This window comes from Hydrogenimonas cancrithermarum (assembly GCF_030296055.1).
Classification (GTDB): domain Bacteria; phylum Campylobacterota; class Campylobacteria; order Campylobacterales; family Hydrogenimonadaceae; genus Hydrogenimonas; species Hydrogenimonas cancrithermarum.
Window position 1 is genome coordinate 203,460 of the sequence record NZ_AP027370.1, and the last position, 17,986, is coordinate 221,445.

Below are 17,986 nucleotides of genomic sequence, written 5' to 3' on the forward strand. Positions count from 1 at the left end.
AACTTCCAGATCCAATTTTTTCTATACCAAAGTTTTCGAATGATACCAAATACAGATCTGTTTCACAAAGCCCTCCGTCTTGCGGCATGGGCACATTACGGCCAGATCACCAAATTCGGTGATCCCTATGTTACGCATCCGATGGCGGCTGCCTATGAGGTGGCGGCTGCCGTCATGGCGGGCGAAAAAGCGAATATCGACGTTGCGGCGATTACGGCTTTATTACACGATGTCGTCGAAAAGAGCGATGTCACCATCGGTTCGATCAAAAAAGATTTCGGAAAAACGATAGCGGACGGTGTCTTCGCGATGACCAAAAACCAGGAATTGCCGAAAGAGGAGCAGCTCAGAGATTCTCTCGTACGAATTCTCGAGCAACCCAAAGAGATCGCGATGGCCAAACTTGGCGACCGCATCAGCAGTATGCTCCCACCGCCACCCGAATGGAGTGTCGAAAAACTCGAGACCATTACCGGCAACGCCAGGATGATCTTGCAAATGTTGGGAGAAGCGAGTCCTTTTTTGCAAAAACGTCTCGAAAAAAAGATAAAATTCTATGAAACCGTTATGGAAAAGAGACAATGAGGAACCAACCGAAATACCATCTATGGAAAAATGCCGGCTACGCGGTCGAAGGCTTTTTTGAAGTCTTCAAACACGAAACTTCCTTCAAAATCGAAGTCTACCTCTCCCTTGCCGTCTGGATCGGCCTTCTTTTCGTTCCGATGCCGCTGATCGCGAAAGCGATACTGGGGCTTTCGATGCTCTTTGTCCTGATCGCCGAGTTGGCCAACAGTGCCATCGAGCGAACCGTCGACCTCGTAACCAAAGAGCAGCATACACTGGCCAAACACGCCAAAGACGCAGGTGCGACGATGGTGCTCTTTACCGTCATCTTTACGGCTATCGTCTGGATCGTTACACTCTACAGCGTCTATTTTGCATGATGCCTCGCCGCATCGTGCGGCAGAATCTTCAACTCTTCATGCAACTTTTGCATCTTCTTCTCGATCATCTCCGGATAAAAGATCATCATATACCCTTTATAACTCGTATAAAGTCCAAAAAGCATGACGATGACGGCTGCGATTTTGATAACGAGCTGTCGATAGGACGAACCTTTGATAAGCGAAGAGAAAATGCCGACCCCAAGCATCGCCGGAATCGTCGCAACGCCGAAAACGCCCATCACGATGGCACCTTTCAGTGCCGATCCGGCGACGATGGCGGCCGTTGCGAAAAAGTAGACCAGCCCACAGGGGATGAACCCGTTGAGCATCCCCATGAAATAGAAGCTGGGCAGGCTTTTGGAGTGGATGACCATTCGAAAGAGTTTGCCGAACCACGAACTCTGCGCGATGGAGGATTCGATGGAGTTGAGAAATTTGATCTTGCCGATCAACGAGAGCCCGATAAAGAGCATCAAAACGCCAACGGCGATAAAAAGCGTCCCCTTGGCCGTCATGTCGAAGCTAACCTTCTGTCCCACATAGCCGAAAATCGCGCCGATCGTCATATAGCTCGTCACACGGCCGAGCGAATAGAGTAAATGGGCGATCATCTGGTGGGTTTTGGACCATTCGGCATCCACCTTCGCCGCCGTGTAGGCCAGCACGAAGCCGCCGCACATACCGATGCAGTGGCCGAACGATCCAAGCAGTGCCACCAGAAAGATCGTACTGAGCTCAACGCTTCCCATCGTCACTCCTATGTTGTTAACTGTTTTATGATTCTATCCAATTCCCGGTTAATCGACGACAAGCTCCGGCCGGTTGCGGTAGAGAGCGACGCGTACACGTTTCAGTGTGACATTTTCACCGCTTTTGGGCCGGGCCTTCCTCTTTCGATAGTAGAGTTTGATCTTTTTGCCGTTGCCGTAGTAGAGATAGCCTCGCTTGTAGGTACCGGAAATTTCACGTACCACTTCGTTGACGTAATCGGGACGGTTCAGATCGTCGAAATCGTCGAGCAGCAGAGGTTCTACATCCGTTTTTCCGAAATCTTTCAACAGATCGAGTTTCGTCACTTCGCGCAAACCGCGGTAGTCGTAAAGTTTGCGTACGGCGACCTTGCAACGGTGCCCTTTTTTGAGCCTTCGGGTATCTTTATAGACCAGTATCGCCCGTCCGCCGGGCTCTTTGAGTATGGCGACGCCACCTTTTTTGTAGATGACGGCCGCATCGGGAATAACGGCGTTGGTCCATCCCAACGGCATCGTGTAGAGGTCGGCGATATGGACGGTTCTGGGCGCGATGTCGCCCGATCGTTCCATCGTCTCTGCTTTCTTTCGCTTTTTGAGAAAAACGAACGGTTCGGTCGTAAAGTGCGCATAGATCGGCAGATGGTCCGAGTAGCCGGCATTCAGATGCTTGCCGTGCCGTTTTTTCGCAATTTGCCAGCGGAATACCGCCCCCTTTTCGGTAAAGAGGTAGTTGGGCTTGAAGACTTTGAAGGAGCGGTCTTTGTAGTTGATCCCTTTTGTGTCGAACATCCCTGCCGGCAGGATCATATGGTCGAGCGCGCTTTTGAGGCCGTAGAAGTTGTGCGACCACCGGCGTTGCGGCGGAAGTTCCAGCCAAAGATCGTAGTGGTAGGGCCAGCCGATGTCGTACTTGCTGACCGGTTTGTCGTTTTTGATGGTTTTCAGGATGTGGTTGATGCCCGTGATGCCATCCGTGTCGTTGAGGCGGGGTGATCGTTTAATCGTACGCCACTCGTTCCAATCGCTGTTGAAGTCCCCCAACAGAATGTAGTCGGCATCTTTGGAAAGCTTCATCAGCCGCCGCATCAGTGCCTTTGCACTGACGATTCGGCGGCTCTCGGCCCCGCTGCGCGATTTCCAGTGGTTGACGAAGATCCGGACCCTTTTCCCATCGACATCGAGGAGAACTTCGAGAATGTTTCGGGTGCTCAGCGTGCCGTCCGGATCGATTTCGCGTTTTTGCAAAATCGGATATTTCGAAAGCAGAGCGGTTTTGACCGTCGTCGCCTTCTCGTCGGCGATCGCGCGGTATGCCATCGGCCAGCCGCACCGTTTCACCCCGGCCTGCAGCGCCTCGAGCGCCTCATCGCTCTCGATCTCCTGCAGCCCGATGATCTCCAGTTTCAGATCGCAGATGACACGGGCGATGTTGTCCACTTTGATCGTGAAGGCTTTTTTGTTCCATCCGTATCCCGTGTTGGGGATGTACTCGGTATACTCCGATCCGCTTTTTTGCAGATCGAAGAGATTTTCGACATTGTAGCTCGCCACCCTGAACTCTTTGGAAAAGAGGAACAGGGGAAGCAAGAGGAGGAGAATCAGCGTTTTCATGCCGCAATTGTACACCATTTCATGAAGCGACGGGCGGACGTTTCGATTTTGATAGCACGAAAACCGATGCCGCGCCGACGACACAGAAGATGATGGTATAGCCCGTCGGAAGATCGTAAAGATAGGAGATCCCAAGCGCGACGATCATCGAGACCGAGCCGAAGCCCCATGCGAAAAGCAGAGGTTCGAAACGACGCTGCACGAGCGCCGCGTACGCCGGTGCGACGAGGAGGGCGAAAACAACCAGGACACCGGCACTTTGAACGGAAGAGGTGACGGTAAGAGCCAGGGCGGTGAAGAAAAGTATTTCTTTAACGAGCCCCGATGTTTTAGGATAGAGTAAAAACATCACCGCGGCAATGGTACCATAGGCCGCCGACGCCAAAAAGAGATCTTCGGGCATCGTAAAGAGAATGTCAGCCGCACTGAGGCGGTTGAAAAGCTCCATCCCTTCGCTGCTTTGGGCGAGGATGAGCATGATCGACGAGATGCCCAGTGCGTAAAGCAGGCCGATGAAGGCTTCGATGTGGGCGACCCTTCGGCTCGATATCGCAATCACAATAGCCGCAAGCAATGCGAAAAGGAGTGTCAGCGGCGTCTGGTACATCCCGTCGAAAAACGCCACGCTGATCGCCATCCCGACCGCGGCGATCTGCCCGATCGCAAGGTCGGTGAAGATCACGCCGCGTCTGATGATTTCAAGCCCGAAAATGGCATGAATGAAGACAAGCAAAATGCCCAGCGCGAAAGCCGGCCACAATATCTCGATCAGCGACATAAACGTTTCGCGATCGTTTCATAAAAGGTCTGAAGCGTATCCGCCCCGTTCACGGCACCCACATCGTGAGGAAGGAGGACGACCTCTGCACCTGTCTTGGAGACGATAAAGCGTGCCGTTTTCCTCTCATGGTAGAGATCCTGCAAGATCTTCCCAATCCCCTCTTTTTGGATCAGACGGATCAGTTCGATCGTATGTTTCGAACTCGGAGCGATCCCGGGCAGCGGCTCGATCGTTCCGACGGAAACGATACCGTAACGCTTAAGAAGATAGTTGTAGAGTTCGTGATACTGCACCACTTTCATTCCTTTGCATCGGTGCATTTTCATATCGAAATCTTTCAAAAAATCGTTCCATCGCTCCAAGAATTTTTCGAGATTGGCTTCATAGGTACTCCGATGTGCCGGATCGATCGTTTCAAGTTTGTAGGCAACCAGTTTCGCGATGCGAACGATGTTATGCGGGTCGAGCGCATAGTGCGGATTGCCTTCCGGATGAACGTCGCCGTAAGCTCTCGAAACGGCGGCCGGCTTATCCAGCAGATCGATCACTTGCGAGGCATCGACGAAGCCGATGCTTCCCGGCTGGATTTTCGGGTTGTGTGCCCGTTTCAGCAAAGGAGGCAGCCAGCCTATTTCCAGGCCCGCCCCGTTCATGACAAGCATGTCGGCTCGGCTCAACAGAGGGATCAACGAAGGTTTCGGCACGATGAAGTGCGGGTCCATTCTGGCCGAGGCAAGCGCCTTGACACGTACGAGGTTTCCTCCGACAGCTTTGACGGTTTCGGCCAAATAGGGGTAGGTGGTGACAACGTTCACCTTTGCGGACAAGAGTGTCGTAAATGCAAAAAGTGCTATGAAGATCTTTTTCATCGTTTCTCCTAAAACGCGTGTGCGCCATGCGCACCCGCTTCGATAGTGAGGCCGAGGAGGATTTCGTGAATATCCCTGCGCTCGCCTTCGATCCATTTCGATCGGTCGTAAGTGTACTGGAGCCTCAGTTTCGAAAATTCGAACGGTTTGTACTGCATCATCACTGTATAACGATCGAGGTCGTTTGGAAGATCATCGGTATTTTCAAAGAGGGTATCGTACCGGATCCCGGCGGCCCAGTTCTGATCGTAATCGTAGATCAGTTCGCTGTAAAGCCCCGCCTGTTTTCCCGTACCATCTTTGTCTCGCCAGAGTAGCTCGTTCTGCCATGTCAGGGCGCTGTAGCTTCCGAAAAAACTTTTGAGTGTCAGGTCGGCACCGAAAATATCGGTGTGCCCGTCCGGGTTTTTTCCATGCATGAAGGTGACGCCCGCGAGGATGGAACTCGTTTCCGTTATATCGGCACTACTTTTAAGGTAACCGATCGTGAGATTGTTGGTATCGGTATTGCCGAAACTTCTTCCATTGCCTCCTTGCATCGCTTCGAAACCGGCCATCCAATAGGTCTCGGTCGGGAGGTTCCACTGTATCTGAACCCCCTCGTCACTCAAACCACCGGGACCGAAAAACGTTTCAAAGACCAGAGGAATGGATGAAAAGTTCCAGGCATGCTGATGCTTTGGATTGATTCGTCCAAATTCACTCTTGAATTTTCCCGCCTTGATGCGAAGGTTGTAGGGAAGCGCACGCGTCGTGACGAAAAGCTCGCCGATATGCAACCCCTCTTGTTCGATATGCAGTGCCGCCGCAACATCGAAATAGGGATCGACGGTCGAGCTGATCTCCAGTTCGGCATAGTTGAGGTTGAATCCGCGCTTGGGATTGAAGGGGATCTCCCCCGGATTGTCGAAAAATCCGGGAATTCGATAGTTCGCATAGGCGTCGTTTCCGATATTCCGGCCGACGGCAGCCATATTGGCTATCAGCGCGATATCCGGCAAGAACGCCTGTTGGCTGAACGAGGCCGAACCGCTTCCACTCTTCTCGATCCTGGCATCGAGCTCACGCTCCTGTGCTTTTTTATTTCTGTTTTCCAACTCATCGACGCGTTTTAGCAGTTTCTCGATCGTTTCCTGCTGTTGACGCATCTGTGATTTCAGCTGCTCCATTTCATCGCTGCCGGCAAAGAGCGCGGCTGCGGCAAAAAGAGAGCAGACAACACTTTTTTTCATAGTACTCTCCTGAATGAATGTTGATATGATTTAATATGATCGGTTTTTCAGAAGAAAAGAGGCGGTGAACGGGCCGAAAGCCTGGTCGGTTTGCTGGAGAGTTTTAACGTTTCGAAGGATGATGTAATGGGAACGAAAAGATTTTCGATCTGTGCGACATCGAATGTTTCGGGCAAATCCCCGCTCGAGATATTGGACTGAAATGTACAAATCGGGCAGTTATGATGGGTCTTTAGATCGTGGTGGTGGTGGAATGCACCCAGCAGCGTCGCAACGAGAAGAATACCGCTGAAGAATTTTTTGACTGACCCGGCCGTTTTCATGTCGCTATTATACCCGGTTGTTTCCAATCCTGTTGCGAATCCACTTTTCCGTCTCCATGACCACGATGAGTCCAAGTGCGAGCAGCAGCAGTTCATCCCACACTTTCACGGGAACCGGTTCGACCGAGAGAAGCTTCTGTGTCAGCGGAATGTGCAGCGCCGCAACGTGGACCGCCTGTGCCGCGATCACCGAAAGTATCAGCAGGGGATTTTGCAGATGGTTGATTCTGAAAACCGGCAGATGTTCGCTGCGGCTGTTGAAGACATGGACATTTTCGAAAAGGACCATCAGCATCAGTGTCAGGTTTCGTGCCGAATCGGCATCGTAACCACCGGTGTTCAAGAGGTAATAGAAGAGTCCAAAAGCCAACAAGCCCATATAAAATCCACCCACGGCGATACGGCTGATCATGACACCGTTGAAGATCGGTTCGTTGGGGCGACGGGGCGGACGCTCGAGAATGTCGGGTTCCGCCTTCTCGAGCCCCAATGCCACATCCTGGATACCGTTGGTGACGAGGTTGAGCCAGAGCAGGTGGATTGGCAGCAGCGGGACCGGCGTAGCGAAAATGAGCGAGAGCAGAACCAGAACGATTTCGGCAAATCCGGTCGATATGAGCAGGTGAACCACTTTTCGGATATTGTCGTAGGCACGGCGTCCCTCTTCGATGCCACTCACGATCGAGGGAAAGGCGTCGTCGGTGAGGATCAGGTCGGCACTCTCTTTGGCCACATCGGTCCCGGAGAGCCCCATCGCGATGCCGATATTGGCGAATTTGAGCGCGGGAGCGTCGTTGACTCCGTCGCCGGTGACCGCCACATAGTGGCCAAGCTTTTGAAATGCCTGGACGATCTGCAGCTTCTGCGCCGGCGCCACGCGTGCGAAGACGCGTTTATCCTCGATCTCTTTGGGGTCGCTTCCGTTCTCCGCCCATCGATTCAGCGCTTCGGCATCCATCACCTCTTCGGGACTCATCGCGATCTCGAGCTCCTTCGCGATATGGTAAGCGGTGGATGGGTGGTCGCCCGTCACCATCGCGACGGCGATTCCGGCTTTCTGACACCGCTTCACAGCCTCTTTGACACCCTCTCTGAGCGGATCGGCAATCGCAGCGAAACCGACCCACTCGAACCGCATCTTCTGCAGCAACGGCTCGATCTTCGGCGTATTGGCCACCGCTTTCGCGACGGCGATAATACGAAAACCGTCGGCTGCCCACTCTTCGACCGCTTCCATCAGCTCACGCTTTTGACGATGGTCCAGGTGAAGGTGGCGTAAAATCACCTCCGGCGAGCCTTTGATGACATGCAGGTAGCGCCCATCGTCCTTTATGGCGGCACCTGCCATCTTCTTCGCCGATTCGTAGGGCATCACGTCGGCTCTGGGCGCTTCGAGAAATTCGGCAAGTGCCGGATCTTTTTGCAATGCGAACATGGCGAACGCCACATCCACCTGATCGCCCTCGAGCGAGGAGGGATCTTCCGGTTTTGCCAAATGCGCCTCGTTTGCGACTAGAATGGTTTTGGCGAGTTCCCGCGAGGTTTTATCCGGCGAATCGACCACATCTTTCGGCGTCACGAAGGCTTGAATCTGAAGTCTGTTTTGCGTCAGTGTACCCGTTTTGTCGGTTGCGATCATCGTACAGGACCCCAACCCTTCGATCGCCGCCAGTTTCCGGACAATGACGTTTCGCCTGCTCATCGCGACCGCAGCCGCAGCCAGCGCCACCGTAATGGCCACCGGCAGGCCTTCGGGAACGGCAGAGACGAAGAGGGCGAGAATCAAGAAGAAGATCTGCGTGATCTCCATATGTTGGTAGAGCGCGATGAAAAAGAGAAAGACGGAAGCCACCGTCACGGCAATGGCGATATTTTTCGAAAAGAGTTCGAGCCGTTCGATCAGAGGGATCTTCGCCTCGCTCTTTTGGGCCAGCATCTCGGCAATCCGTCCAATCTGCGTCTGCAGGCCGACCGCCACGACGACCCCCATACCGCGTCCCGAGGTTACATAAGTGCCGGCAAAGAGCATATTGGCCTGGTCCGCGACGGGCAGTTCCGGGTCATCGTAAATTTTGGAAGCGTTTTTCTCCACCGCGACAGATTCTCCGGTCAGCAGCGACTCGTCGACCATCAGATCGCGGCTTTCGACAAGGCGGATATCCGCCGGCACCTTGTCGCCACTCTCGAGCATTACGATATCGCCGATCGTCAGATCTATCGCTTCGATACGCCGCACCCGGCCATCGCGCAGAACGTTGGCATACGTCTTGACGCTCGACTTCAATGCATGTGCCTTCTGCGCGGCGGAGTGCTCGAGGTAGGTTCCGATGACCGCGTTGATCGACAAAACGGCCAGAATGAACCAGGCATCGAGCGTCTCGCCGATAGCGAAACTGAGGATCGCCGCGATAAGAAGTATGAGGATGATGGGGCTTTTGAACTGCTCAAAAAAGGTGAGAAGCAGAGGTTTTGGTTTCGACTCGGGAAGGGCGTTGGGCCCGTAGTGCGCCCAACGTTTTTTGGCCTCCGCCTCGGTAAGGCCCTTGGGAGAGCTCTCTGTCAGCTCGAGACTCTTCTCGACACTCAGGGTATGAAACGCCTCCATAAACAACCTCCCTTTCGTTGGTTGAATCTATTGTAACAAATCAGGAAGGTTTGTAAGCTTTGAGCAGCCTCAGGTAGTTTTTGAAGTAAAAACGCTCTTCGAAACGATCGAAACCGAAAGGCCTCAGCATCGCTTGCGTATCGCGGTCGATGAAATCTTCCGCAAGCGGGCACTCGACCTTGCGGATGGCGTACCTGACGTACCAGGCCGCTTCGTCGACATTGAAATTGTTGTAGTCCAGAATCGCGAAACGCCCGCCGGGCTTGAGGGCTCTGACAGCGTTTTGGATGATTCGGCCGCGAAGCTCCTGGACGAATCCGTGCAGGACAAACGAGATGAAGACGACATCGTATTCATTTTCATACGGCAGCGGTCCGTCGATGCGCCGGTCGACCAGTTCGATGTTGGGGTAGGGCGCCGTGTTCTTTTTAAACTGCGCCTGCATCTCGGGACCGATCTCCAGCGCCGTAATCTTGCCGCTGTCGCCGATATGCTCGTGCATCAAAAGCGCGTTTCTACCCGTGCCGGCACCGAAATCGAGCACACATTCGCCCGGCTTCAGTCCGATATCGGCAATCGCTTTTCGGATGAATTTCGGATACCATCCAAGGGTGATGATATCCATCAGGCGGTCGTAATAGCGCGCCTCGAAGCCTTTGACTTCGACCTTGGAGTCCTCTTGTCTGAATTCTTTTTCGCTCATTTTTTGATCGTGACGACAATGGCACCGCGCAGGTCGCCCATCTTGTAGCCTGTCGCCTTGTCGGTCGGATAATTTTTCGCGATCGTCGCCTCGAGCTTCGGATCGATATTCACGCCGTGGCACTTCAGGCACACTTTTTTGCCGATCTTGAGCGGTTTGTAGTATTTATACCCATCTTTGGTCTTTTGGACAAGGTGCCGCGGCAGACGCACATGGTTTTTGTTAAGCGTCTCGAGCGCTTCGAGTACCTCTTTTTCATCGCCTTCCGCTGCATTCGCAGGGTTGCGCGGTTTGAGGGTAATACGCTTGATGCTGACATTTTTGCCCAGATCTTTGTCGACCTTCGCCGTAAGATCGGCGGCATTCATTGCACAGAAGTTCAGTGCATCGGCGGGGCCGCCTTTTTTCATATGCTGTTTGAGCTGCCCACCGAGCGTCTTGAGAAGAAGCTGGCTCGCTTCGTTACCGGTTTTGACCACCTGAGCGATTTCACCATTCCCTTTTTTTGCCTTTTTGGCGTTCGCTTTCGGTTCGCCTTGCGAAGCGAAAAGCATCGCTGAAGCCATCAATCCGATAAGAGTCAATCGTCCAAGTTTCATTCTTCTCTCCTCTTTTTTTGAGTCAATTATAATCAACTTAATTATATTCCGATTTAATTTCAATCATTACATTTCCTGCACAACCAATCGATCAGCAATCCCTGAATGACGGATGCGGCCAGAATGTAAAAGGTCAAAATGGCCGTAAAGGCGAAACCGAAATAGTCGATCATGATCGGCAGCAGGGGAATTTTGACGGAGCGTGCATAGAAAAATGCGGCGATCAGGCCGTTTTTGAGCCCATGCTGTTTGAGATCTTCGAGCATCGGGTACCATGCATACATCGGCCCATGGCTTATGATGCCCGCAGTCAGCGCGATCGCCCACCCTTTGACTCCGCTCTCCTCACCAAGATGGGATGCGATCTCTTTGGGTTTTAAAAGATAGTTGATCAAAGCCGTAAAGCCAATGACGAGCAGAAAAATCGGAAGGATTTTCACAAGCACCGCACCGCTTTTGTAGAGTGCCAGCACGGTTTTGTCCGCATTGAAAAGATAGAAGAGCAGATAGGCCACACCGACTGCGGCAAGCAGGCGCAAACCTCTGAATTTCATCCAAAAACTCCCAGCGTCCACACGGTCGCGATGGAGACAAGCAGCGTCGAAACGAACGCCAGAATGTTTCGGTACACGGTAAACCGCACGCCAAGCACCTCCGCTTCCGCCGGAAGCTGAACGACCCCCAATGTCACCCACGCCAGAATAAACGCCGTCACCGCATACATCGAGATCCCCTGTTCGAGCAGTTCGCCACCCAGAATGTAGCTGATGAGTGCCTGCCCCACGGCGATGCCGCCTGCCACCGTCCCGATGAACGTGTCTTTCACCGGATCGCCAGTAAAGAGCGACGCGAGCATCTCTTCGGTCACGAACGCCTGGAAAAGCCCCACCAGGCCGATGACCGCCAAAATCATCGGCATCATCGAAACAAGCCCCATCGATGCCTGTTTCAACGCTTTTTTAAAGGAGCGGCCACCATCTTTTCGTTTCATACTTCGATGACTCTCCCGATACCACCCTGGATATACCGCTCACCGAAACGCTCTTTGAACATTTCGATCGCCAGATCGCCGCTGCAGTGGGTCGGGCAGACGTTTTGGACACCCAGACGCTGAAGCGTTTCGATCACGGATGCGATATGCATCCTGTCGGAGTACATCAGGTGAAAACCGCCCATCAGAAGCCAAATCGATTTGCCCAGCATCTCCACCGCCCGTACCGCGATATTTTCGATACCCGGATGCGCACATCCCGTAATGACGACAAGCCCTTTGTCGGTGTCGATCACCACCGCCTGTTCTCCGATCTCACCCATCACCCCGGTCGACCAGACCGAAGGCAAAATCTTCCGCGGCTCTTTGTCGATGACCGTCACCCCCAGACTCAAACTGTTCAAATCCTGAACCAGATGTTTTGAAAGTGAACTGGGAACGAAGAGGCGCATCTGAGGATGAACTTCAAGCACCGAATCGACCCCGCCGATATGATCCCAGTGCGGATGCGAAAGCACCAATGCCTCCGCCCTCTGCAGATCGATTCCGAGACGCTCCATATTTTGCAAAAGCATGCGCCCGTTGCTGCCCGTGTCGAAAAGGAACGTCGTTTCGTCCGTTTCGACGAAACAGGAGAAACCCCAGAGTGTTGGGAAACCTTCGAGATAAGCGTAATTGTCGAATACGATCGTGAGTTTTGTCATGGTTTTTCCAAAATATTGTGATAATGCAATTATACCGTCCATAAATCAGAATACAACGTCAAACATTAAAACTATCGGCGCGATGTAATAAGGCTGCGCTATGGCCCAGCCGCTGCTTCGCTTCAATTATATTACACCCCATCTTGACGACCTCAATCAAAAAGGATAAAATGTATAAAATAGACAAAAGGCTCATTTATGAAAATAACTGCGACACAGATCAAGCAAAACAGCGCCATTTTACAAGAGGCTCTTAAAGAGGATATCGTCGTCACCCGCCACGAAAAACCCTTCGTTGTCATCGTGGGGTACGAGAAGTACCGGGAAATGGAGAGCTTGGCACAGCGCTACAAAGAGGAGAAAAAAGCCCGCTCCATGCAGTCATTGTGGCTAAACAGCGCCAAAGAGAGCGAAAAAAGCCTGAATGAAGAAGATGAGGAACTTTTCGACGACATCAACGACCAGGCCGCAAAAATATTGGACAGAAACGATGCTTGAAAGAGGCGGCATCTATCTCGTCGATTTCGGCAAACGCTACCACAGCAACCTCGGCAAACGCCGCCCCGCCGTCATACTTTCATCCCAAAGCTATCTCGATATCGTCTCTCAACTCGAATTCCCATCTATCCTTGTTCTGCCGCTGACCACCCGATGCGTCGATAATCCCGGCAACCTTCTAAGAGTCTACCTCCCACCCCGCGACCACCTGGAAAAACCGTCGGAGATTATCGTCAATTGGAGTTGCAGCGTGGATGCGAAAAACCTCGATATGAAAACCGGAAAATTGACCGTTTTGTCACGGGAAGAGCTCAAAGAGTTGGAAGAAAAGTTTGCATTGTATTGTGGTATATCCGGTGAGACACGGTCATGAAACACATCGATCAACATATTACCTACCATATCAAACGTGGTCCCCAATCATGAGCAACGTAAAGAGCGATTTATGAAGTTATCAGTTATCACCTGACCTATGATGACTTAACCCATAGGATCGTTTTACCGACCGACAATACAAAAACAATCAAACGATCGGTAAAACGATCCTACAGCTTTCATGAAGGTCTTACCCTTCAGGTGCATCATTTGGGCTGAACAGTATTTTAATGATCTGCTCGGTTAGCAATACATCTTTTATGGTCCCGCTATAGGCGATGAGATCATCTTCTTTGGCAACTTTTTTCAAACCAAAGTTAGTCGCTATTTCTACAGCATCTTCTTCGGAAACCAAGGCACCAATATGAGTGATTGTTTTTTGATTTAAAATAAGATAGGCATAAAATCGTATAAACATTAAGGCGAGGGCTTTCTCGTTCATCGCAAACAGGCTTACAGACAGATAAGAGCCATCCTCTCCATCCAATGCCAGATCCGTTGTGGATATGTCCAAATAATCCATTTGAAAAGTCATAATTTTATGATAAGCCTCGGTTTTGAGACAGATGAAAAAACAGTGCCCAAAATATTGTTTTTTATACTCGCAAACCAGGAAGAGTGAACGTGGTGATAGTGAAAATTCTTTGAGCATCTTTTCGGTATTACACATATCTGGTCCATACATATCTTCACAGATATTGATGGTTGTTGAAAAGGCTATATTCATATTGGAAGACTCATGTGCCAATGTGATAGTGAAATTTTTGTTCTCCGCTCGTTTGGTTGGGAAACTCATGACAATCTGCTTATGTTTTCCCAAAAGTTTTTTTATCTTTTTTGTTGAAAATTGCTTTTCTATGGTTGGTATGCTATCCATTTCCAAAAAAGGGAAATAATAATCAAGTTTTTCGAAAAAATATTCAAGGATTTTTACTTGTCTGGAGATGGAAGGCTTTGTAATCGCCCTTTCCCATCGACCCAATGCGTTGACATCGAGTCCTCTAAATGCCGCATCGAAATTATAGAGTTCGGATACAAGATCTTTCTGCGTGAAGTGAAGATTCTGTCGGCATAACTTCAGATATGTGCTGAAATTCAACTTTTCACTTTCATAAATTTTTGCATTTATTATACCGAATACAACGAAAAAAGTGTACGGCAAATTGAAAATATTAATTTTTGAATATGCTCTTTTCATTGATTACAGATGATTATATAATGAAAAAACAAATGACAGAAGAAAAAAATAAGTAAGAATTATGTTCTGTATTTGCGACTGTTTACAAAATGATCACAATAATCGCACTGAAGTCGTCAACAGTGTGATTTATGAAAACCGAAATGAATAACTCTAAAAATTAAATCAAAGGAGAAAGACAATGAGATCATTGAAATATAAGTTCGGCGCATTTGCGATTGCAAGCACCATGTTTGCAGGGAGTTCTGTCATGGCATCCACGGAAATCGACATGATTTATACCAATGGAAAAGTTTATACTGTCGATGCCTCGCACCCTTGGGCAGAAGCATTTGCCATCAAAGGTGATAGGTTTTACGCTGTTGGTAAAACAGAAGATATGCTGAAACTCAAAACGAAAAATACCAAAGTTGTGGATCTGAAGGGAAATTTTGTCATGCCAGGAATGGTGGAAGATCATATTCACCCCGATATGGCTGCTGAGAATATTATGAATATAAATATTCCGACTCCGGATATGACTTATGAGGCGTTTGGTGCAGAGATTACAAAATATCTCAAAGAACATCCCGATACCAAATGGATTTTTGGTGGGCCTATGAATTGGCTCAAAGACCATGAAGGAAATATCGATGGCTGGAATCTGCCGTCAAATCATACAGTACTTGACAAATGGGTCAACGACCGTCCATCTTTCTTTTGGGATTTGGGAGGGCATGCCGCTTTACTTAATAAATTTGCTATGGAAAAATATGGTATCAATAAAGACAACAAACCGCCAAAAGGTGGGTCATGGGATTATGATAAAGATGGCAATCCGACAGGTGTTATCAGGGAAGTCGCTGCAAATATGATCTGGGAAGAGTTTCTAAAAGAGAGACCATCTCCGGAGGAACAGGCAAAACGAGGTTTCCTCCCCGTATTTCACGAGTTGAACAGTTATGGATTTACCTCTATTACCGATATTTGGGCAAGACCCTGGAATGTTGAAAACTATCAAGCTCTTGAAAAAATGGACAGCTTGACTACAAGAGTCACCATCTATGTTACCGATCCTGTAGATTGGCATGGGGAGTGGATCAAAAAAATGACAGCAGACCTCATCAGTAAAGGCCCGCATAAATATTCTGACAAGATTAACCTGATAGGGATCAAATTTGTACTGGATGGCTCAGCAGGTGGACAAACCGCTGTAATGAAAGAGCCTTTTGTAGGAACTACCAACCGAGGCTTTTGGCGTAATGATCCTGAATATTACAAAAAGAAAGTGGTTGAGTATGACAAGATGGGGTATGTAGTCAGAGCACATGCAGTAGGGGATAGAGCTATCAGTACGGTTATCGATGCCATAGAGCAGACTAGAAAATACGGAAGCAAACTTCGTCACGGAATAGCACACACAGTATTTGTCGACCCTGCAGATTATGACCGTATTAAAGCCAATGATGTACTTTGTGATATGTCACCATACTTTTGGATGCCGGATCCAGCCGTTGAGACCATAAAAGCAGATGTTGGCGAGAAACGCTTGAAACTGATATTTCCTTTTCGACCGCTCTTGGATCGTGGTGTCCACCTTTCTGTCGGTTCAGATTTGACTGTATCGCCAATCAATCCCTGGAAACCGATGGAAGGTATGATCACAAGACAGTTGCCCGGAGGTGCGGGAACACCTATGAATGCAAAAGATATGGCTATCACTATAGAAGAGGCTATCTATATCTACACTATGGGTGGTGCTTATAGTGAACAAAAAGAGAAAGAGATTGGTTCAATAACCCCCGGTAAATTTGCCGACTTTATTGTGTTGGATCAAAATTTAATTGAGATTAAACCGACAGATATTCATAAAACTAAAGTACTAAGTACATTTCTGGGTGGCAGACAGGTTTACCGCGAAAGTGATGAGGTCCCTCATATTACCTATGAAGAGAGAAAGAATGCACCATTTATGGGTTCTCCGACACATCAATAGTGTAACGAAAAGAACAAGGCCTAAAGGGGTGTGATTATGCAAAAAGGTAAGGTGTCGGACGAGAGACGAAAAATCATAAAAACAGGCGCAAAAACATTTATGGTTGCTGCCGCTATGACACAATTTGGCGGACTTATGGGAACATTAGATGCTGCAATCCCTTCTTCAGAAGAGAAAGCCGATCTTATCTATATTAATGGAAAAGTCTATACTGTTGATGATAAAAAGGCATGGGCAGAAGCTTTTGCTGTCAAGAATAGAAGGTTTATTGCTGTCGGAACCAACAAAGAGATGGAAAAACTCAGAGGCAAAAAGACAAAGATGATCGATCTCAAAGATCATTTTGTGATGCCGGGGCTGATCGATGATCATATTCACCCGGATATGGGTGCCGATAACTACCTGAATGTATTTATCAAGACAACCGATAATTGGGAAACCATCATCCAAAAAATCAAAGATTACAGGAAAAACAATCCCAATAAGAAATGGATATTTGGCAGCAGTATCGATTGGCTTTTGGATGATAATGGCATCATAAAAAACTATAATCTGCCATCCAACAAAAGTATTTTGGACAAAATTGTAGATGACCGTCCTGTCGCATTGTGGGATCAAGGTGCGCATGCTATGCTCTTGAATACCAAGGCACTCGAAGCGTTGAACATTACAGAAAAAACTCCAAACCCGGCAGGAGGTATGCTGATAAAAGATAAAAGCGGCAAACTTACAGGGGTCATTCGCGAAACGGCTACAACACTGGTCATCAATGCCCTTGATAACTTCTCATTGGCAGATTGGACCAAAAAAGGGATGCAGCCATTTTTGAATGAACTCAACTCTTATGGAATCACTGCGCTCAGTGATGCCTATGTTGTTGAGAGAAATGCCCAGTCTTTTGCGAGTCTTGAAAAAACAGGTACATTAAACTTGTGGATCAATCTCTATATGGCAACACCATTAGAATTCAACAGAGAAGATAAAAAGAAGGCACAATATGACTTCATTGTCAACAGTGCAAAATATAAAACAGAGCAAATCTCTCCAGCCGGTGTAAAATACCTTTTGGATGGTGCAGCAGCCGGAAAGACAGCGGCGATGCTCAAGCCGTTTGAGGGGACTGATATTCTTGCTCCGCTTCGTTATCCCAAAGAGAAGATAGAAACAGAGATGAAAAAATTTGCAAAGATGGGGTATGCTATGAAATCCCATGCCATAGGCGACAGAGCCATCAGAATACTTCTGGATATCTATCAAGAGTTACCCAAAAGAGAGAAAGAGCTTGCGATGAACAGCATTGCCCATTCTGTTTTCCCGGACCCTTCGGATATAGCAAGATACGAGGCTACCAATACAGTCTACGAAGCATCCCCTGCCATATGGTTTCCTACCAATGCCATCCCCATCATTGAAGCAGATATTGGAAAGGAACGTCTAAGCCATGCCTGGCCAATAAAGAAAATGATAGAAAACAACACTATAGTCTCCTACGGATCAGACTGGGTCGTTTCCCAAACACCAAATCCATGGCCAGGGATCGAAGGAATGATCACACGTCAAGTGCCCGGTGGGAGCAAAGATGCTTTTGTGCCTGATGCCGCTGTCGATCTGCCAACTGCATTGAAAATAGTTACTCTCAATGGGGCGATATCTATGGGGATTTCCGACAAGACAGGCTCAATAGAAAAAAATAAATCAGCTGATTTTATCGTACTCGATAAAAATCCATTTGATATAGATACCTATCAAATTCATAATATCAAAGTGCTCTCTACTGTTTTCCGTGGTAGTGAAATTTACACTCTAAAGAGATAAAAGAT

At 49.1% G+C, this 17,986-nt stretch carries 19 protein-coding genes; 6 read left to right on the forward strand and 13 right to left on the reverse strand.

Annotated features, from left to right (window positions below):
- The first annotated feature begins 39 nt into the window (after positions 1 to 39).
- Positions 40 to 585 carry an HD domain-containing protein gene (locus QUD54_RS00985; RefSeq protein ID WP_286337096.1) on the forward strand — a complete coding sequence of 182 codons (546 nt, stop codon included), beginning with the start codon at positions 40 to 42 and terminating at the stop codon, positions 583 to 585.
- Positions 582 to 947, forward strand: a complete 366-nt coding sequence (locus QUD54_RS00990; protein ID WP_286337097.1) for a diacylglycerol kinase — start codon at positions 582 to 584, stop codon at positions 945 to 947. The genes QUD54_RS00985 and QUD54_RS00990 overlap by 4 nt, the downstream gene beginning before the upstream one ends.
- Here QUD54_RS00990 and QUD54_RS00995 read toward each other — a convergent pair.
- Genes QUD54_RS00995 through QUD54_RS01050 form a run of 12 tightly spaced genes read right to left on the reverse strand, consistent with a single transcriptional unit; the run spans position 935 to position 12,120 of the window.
- A complete protein-coding gene (locus QUD54_RS00995; RefSeq protein ID WP_286337098.1) occupies positions 935 to 1,699 on the reverse strand; it encodes a sulfite exporter TauE/SafE family protein in 765 nt (254 codons plus the stop codon). The two genes, QUD54_RS00990 and QUD54_RS00995, sit on opposite strands and share 13 nt — an antisense overlap.
- Before the next feature lie 48 nt (positions 1,700 to 1,747).
- On the reverse strand, positions 1,748 to 3,313 hold the full coding sequence (locus QUD54_RS01000; RefSeq protein WP_286337099.1) for an endonuclease/exonuclease/phosphatase family protein: 1,566 nt from the start codon (positions 3,311 to 3,313) through the stop codon (positions 1,748 to 1,750).
- 19 nt (positions 3,314 to 3,332) lie between these two features.
- Positions 3,333 to 4,091, reverse strand: coding sequence for a metal ABC transporter permease (locus QUD54_RS01005; protein WP_286337100.1), 759 nt, complete (start codon positions 4,089 to 4,091; stop codon positions 3,333 to 3,335).
- Entirely contained in the window at positions 4,082 to 4,963 is an 882-nt protein-coding gene (locus QUD54_RS01010) for a metal ABC transporter substrate-binding protein (RefSeq protein WP_286337101.1), read from the reverse strand. The genes QUD54_RS01005 and QUD54_RS01010 overlap by 10 nt, the downstream gene beginning before the upstream one ends.
- An 8-nt stretch (positions 4,964 to 4,971) precedes the next feature.
- On the reverse strand, positions 4,972 to 6,195 hold the full coding sequence (locus QUD54_RS01015) for a hypothetical protein (protein ID WP_286337102.1): 1,224 nt from the start codon (positions 6,193 to 6,195) through the stop codon (positions 4,972 to 4,974).
- A 47-nt stretch (positions 6,196 to 6,242) separates the two neighbouring features.
- Entirely contained in the window at positions 6,243 to 6,518 is a 276-nt protein-coding gene (locus QUD54_RS01020) for a hypothetical protein (protein WP_286337103.1), read from the reverse strand.
- Positions 6,519 to 6,525: 7 nt separating this feature from the next.
- A complete protein-coding gene (locus tag QUD54_RS01025; RefSeq protein WP_286337104.1) occupies positions 6,526 to 9,123 on the reverse strand; it encodes a cation-translocating P-type ATPase in 2,598 nt (865 codons plus the stop codon).
- A gap of 40 nt (positions 9,124 to 9,163) precedes the next feature.
- Entirely contained in the window at positions 9,164 to 9,826 is a 663-nt protein-coding gene (locus QUD54_RS01030) for a class I SAM-dependent methyltransferase (protein WP_286337105.1), read from the reverse strand.
- Entirely contained in the window at positions 9,823 to 10,425 is a 603-nt protein-coding gene (locus tag QUD54_RS01035; RefSeq protein ID WP_286337106.1) for a Tll0287-like domain-containing protein, read from the reverse strand. Before QUD54_RS01035 ends, QUD54_RS01030 begins: the two co-directional genes overlap by 4 nt.
- A gap of 59 nt (positions 10,426 to 10,484) precedes the next feature.
- Entirely contained in the window at positions 10,485 to 10,979 is a 495-nt protein-coding gene (locus QUD54_RS01040; RefSeq protein WP_286337107.1) for a permease, read from the reverse strand.
- On the reverse strand, positions 10,976 to 11,416 hold the full coding sequence (locus QUD54_RS01045; RefSeq protein WP_286337108.1) for a permease: 441 nt from the start codon (positions 11,414 to 11,416) through the stop codon (positions 10,976 to 10,978). Before QUD54_RS01045 ends, QUD54_RS01040 begins: the two co-directional genes overlap by 4 nt.
- Positions 11,413 to 12,120: an MBL fold metallo-hydrolase gene (locus tag QUD54_RS01050; protein ID WP_286337109.1), complete on the reverse strand. Its 708-nt coding sequence runs from the start codon at positions 12,118 to 12,120 to the stop codon at positions 11,413 to 11,415. Before QUD54_RS01050 ends, QUD54_RS01045 begins: the two co-directional genes overlap by 4 nt.
- Positions 12,121 to 12,318: 198 nt before the next feature.
- Here QUD54_RS01050 and QUD54_RS01055 point away from each other — a divergent pair, with 198 nt between their 5' ends.
- Positions 12,319 to 12,618, forward strand: coding sequence for a type II toxin-antitoxin system Phd/YefM family antitoxin (locus QUD54_RS01055; RefSeq protein ID WP_286337110.1), 300 nt, complete (start codon positions 12,319 to 12,321; stop codon positions 12,616 to 12,618).
- Positions 12,611 to 12,991, forward strand: coding sequence for a type II toxin-antitoxin system PemK/MazF family toxin (locus QUD54_RS01060; RefSeq protein ID WP_286337111.1), 381 nt, complete (start codon positions 12,611 to 12,613; stop codon positions 12,989 to 12,991). Before QUD54_RS01055 ends, QUD54_RS01060 begins: the two co-directional genes overlap by 8 nt.
- 192 nt (positions 12,992 to 13,183) lie before the next feature.
- Here the strand turns inward: QUD54_RS01060 and QUD54_RS01065 are convergent, their stop codons facing one another.
- Positions 13,184 to 14,191, reverse strand: coding sequence for a helix-turn-helix domain-containing protein (locus QUD54_RS01065; protein ID WP_286337112.1), 1,008 nt, complete (start codon positions 14,189 to 14,191; stop codon positions 13,184 to 13,186).
- Positions 14,192 to 14,372: 181 nt separating this feature from the next.
- On the opposite strand from QUD54_RS01065, the gene QUD54_RS01070 reads away from it, so the two are divergent.
- Together QUD54_RS01070 and QUD54_RS01075 are read left to right on the forward strand one after the other, a co-directional pair.
- Positions 14,373 to 16,166 (forward strand): amidohydrolase, encoded by a 1,794-nt coding sequence (locus QUD54_RS01070; protein ID WP_286337113.1) that lies wholly within the window; start codon positions 14,373 to 14,375, stop codon positions 16,164 to 16,166.
- Positions 16,167 to 16,202: 36 nt separating this feature from the next.
- Complete coding sequence (locus QUD54_RS01075) at positions 16,203 to 17,981, forward strand: amidohydrolase (protein WP_286337114.1); 1,779 nt, start codon at positions 16,203 to 16,205, stop codon at positions 17,979 to 17,981.
- Positions 17,982 to 17,986: the final 5 nt, after the last annotated feature.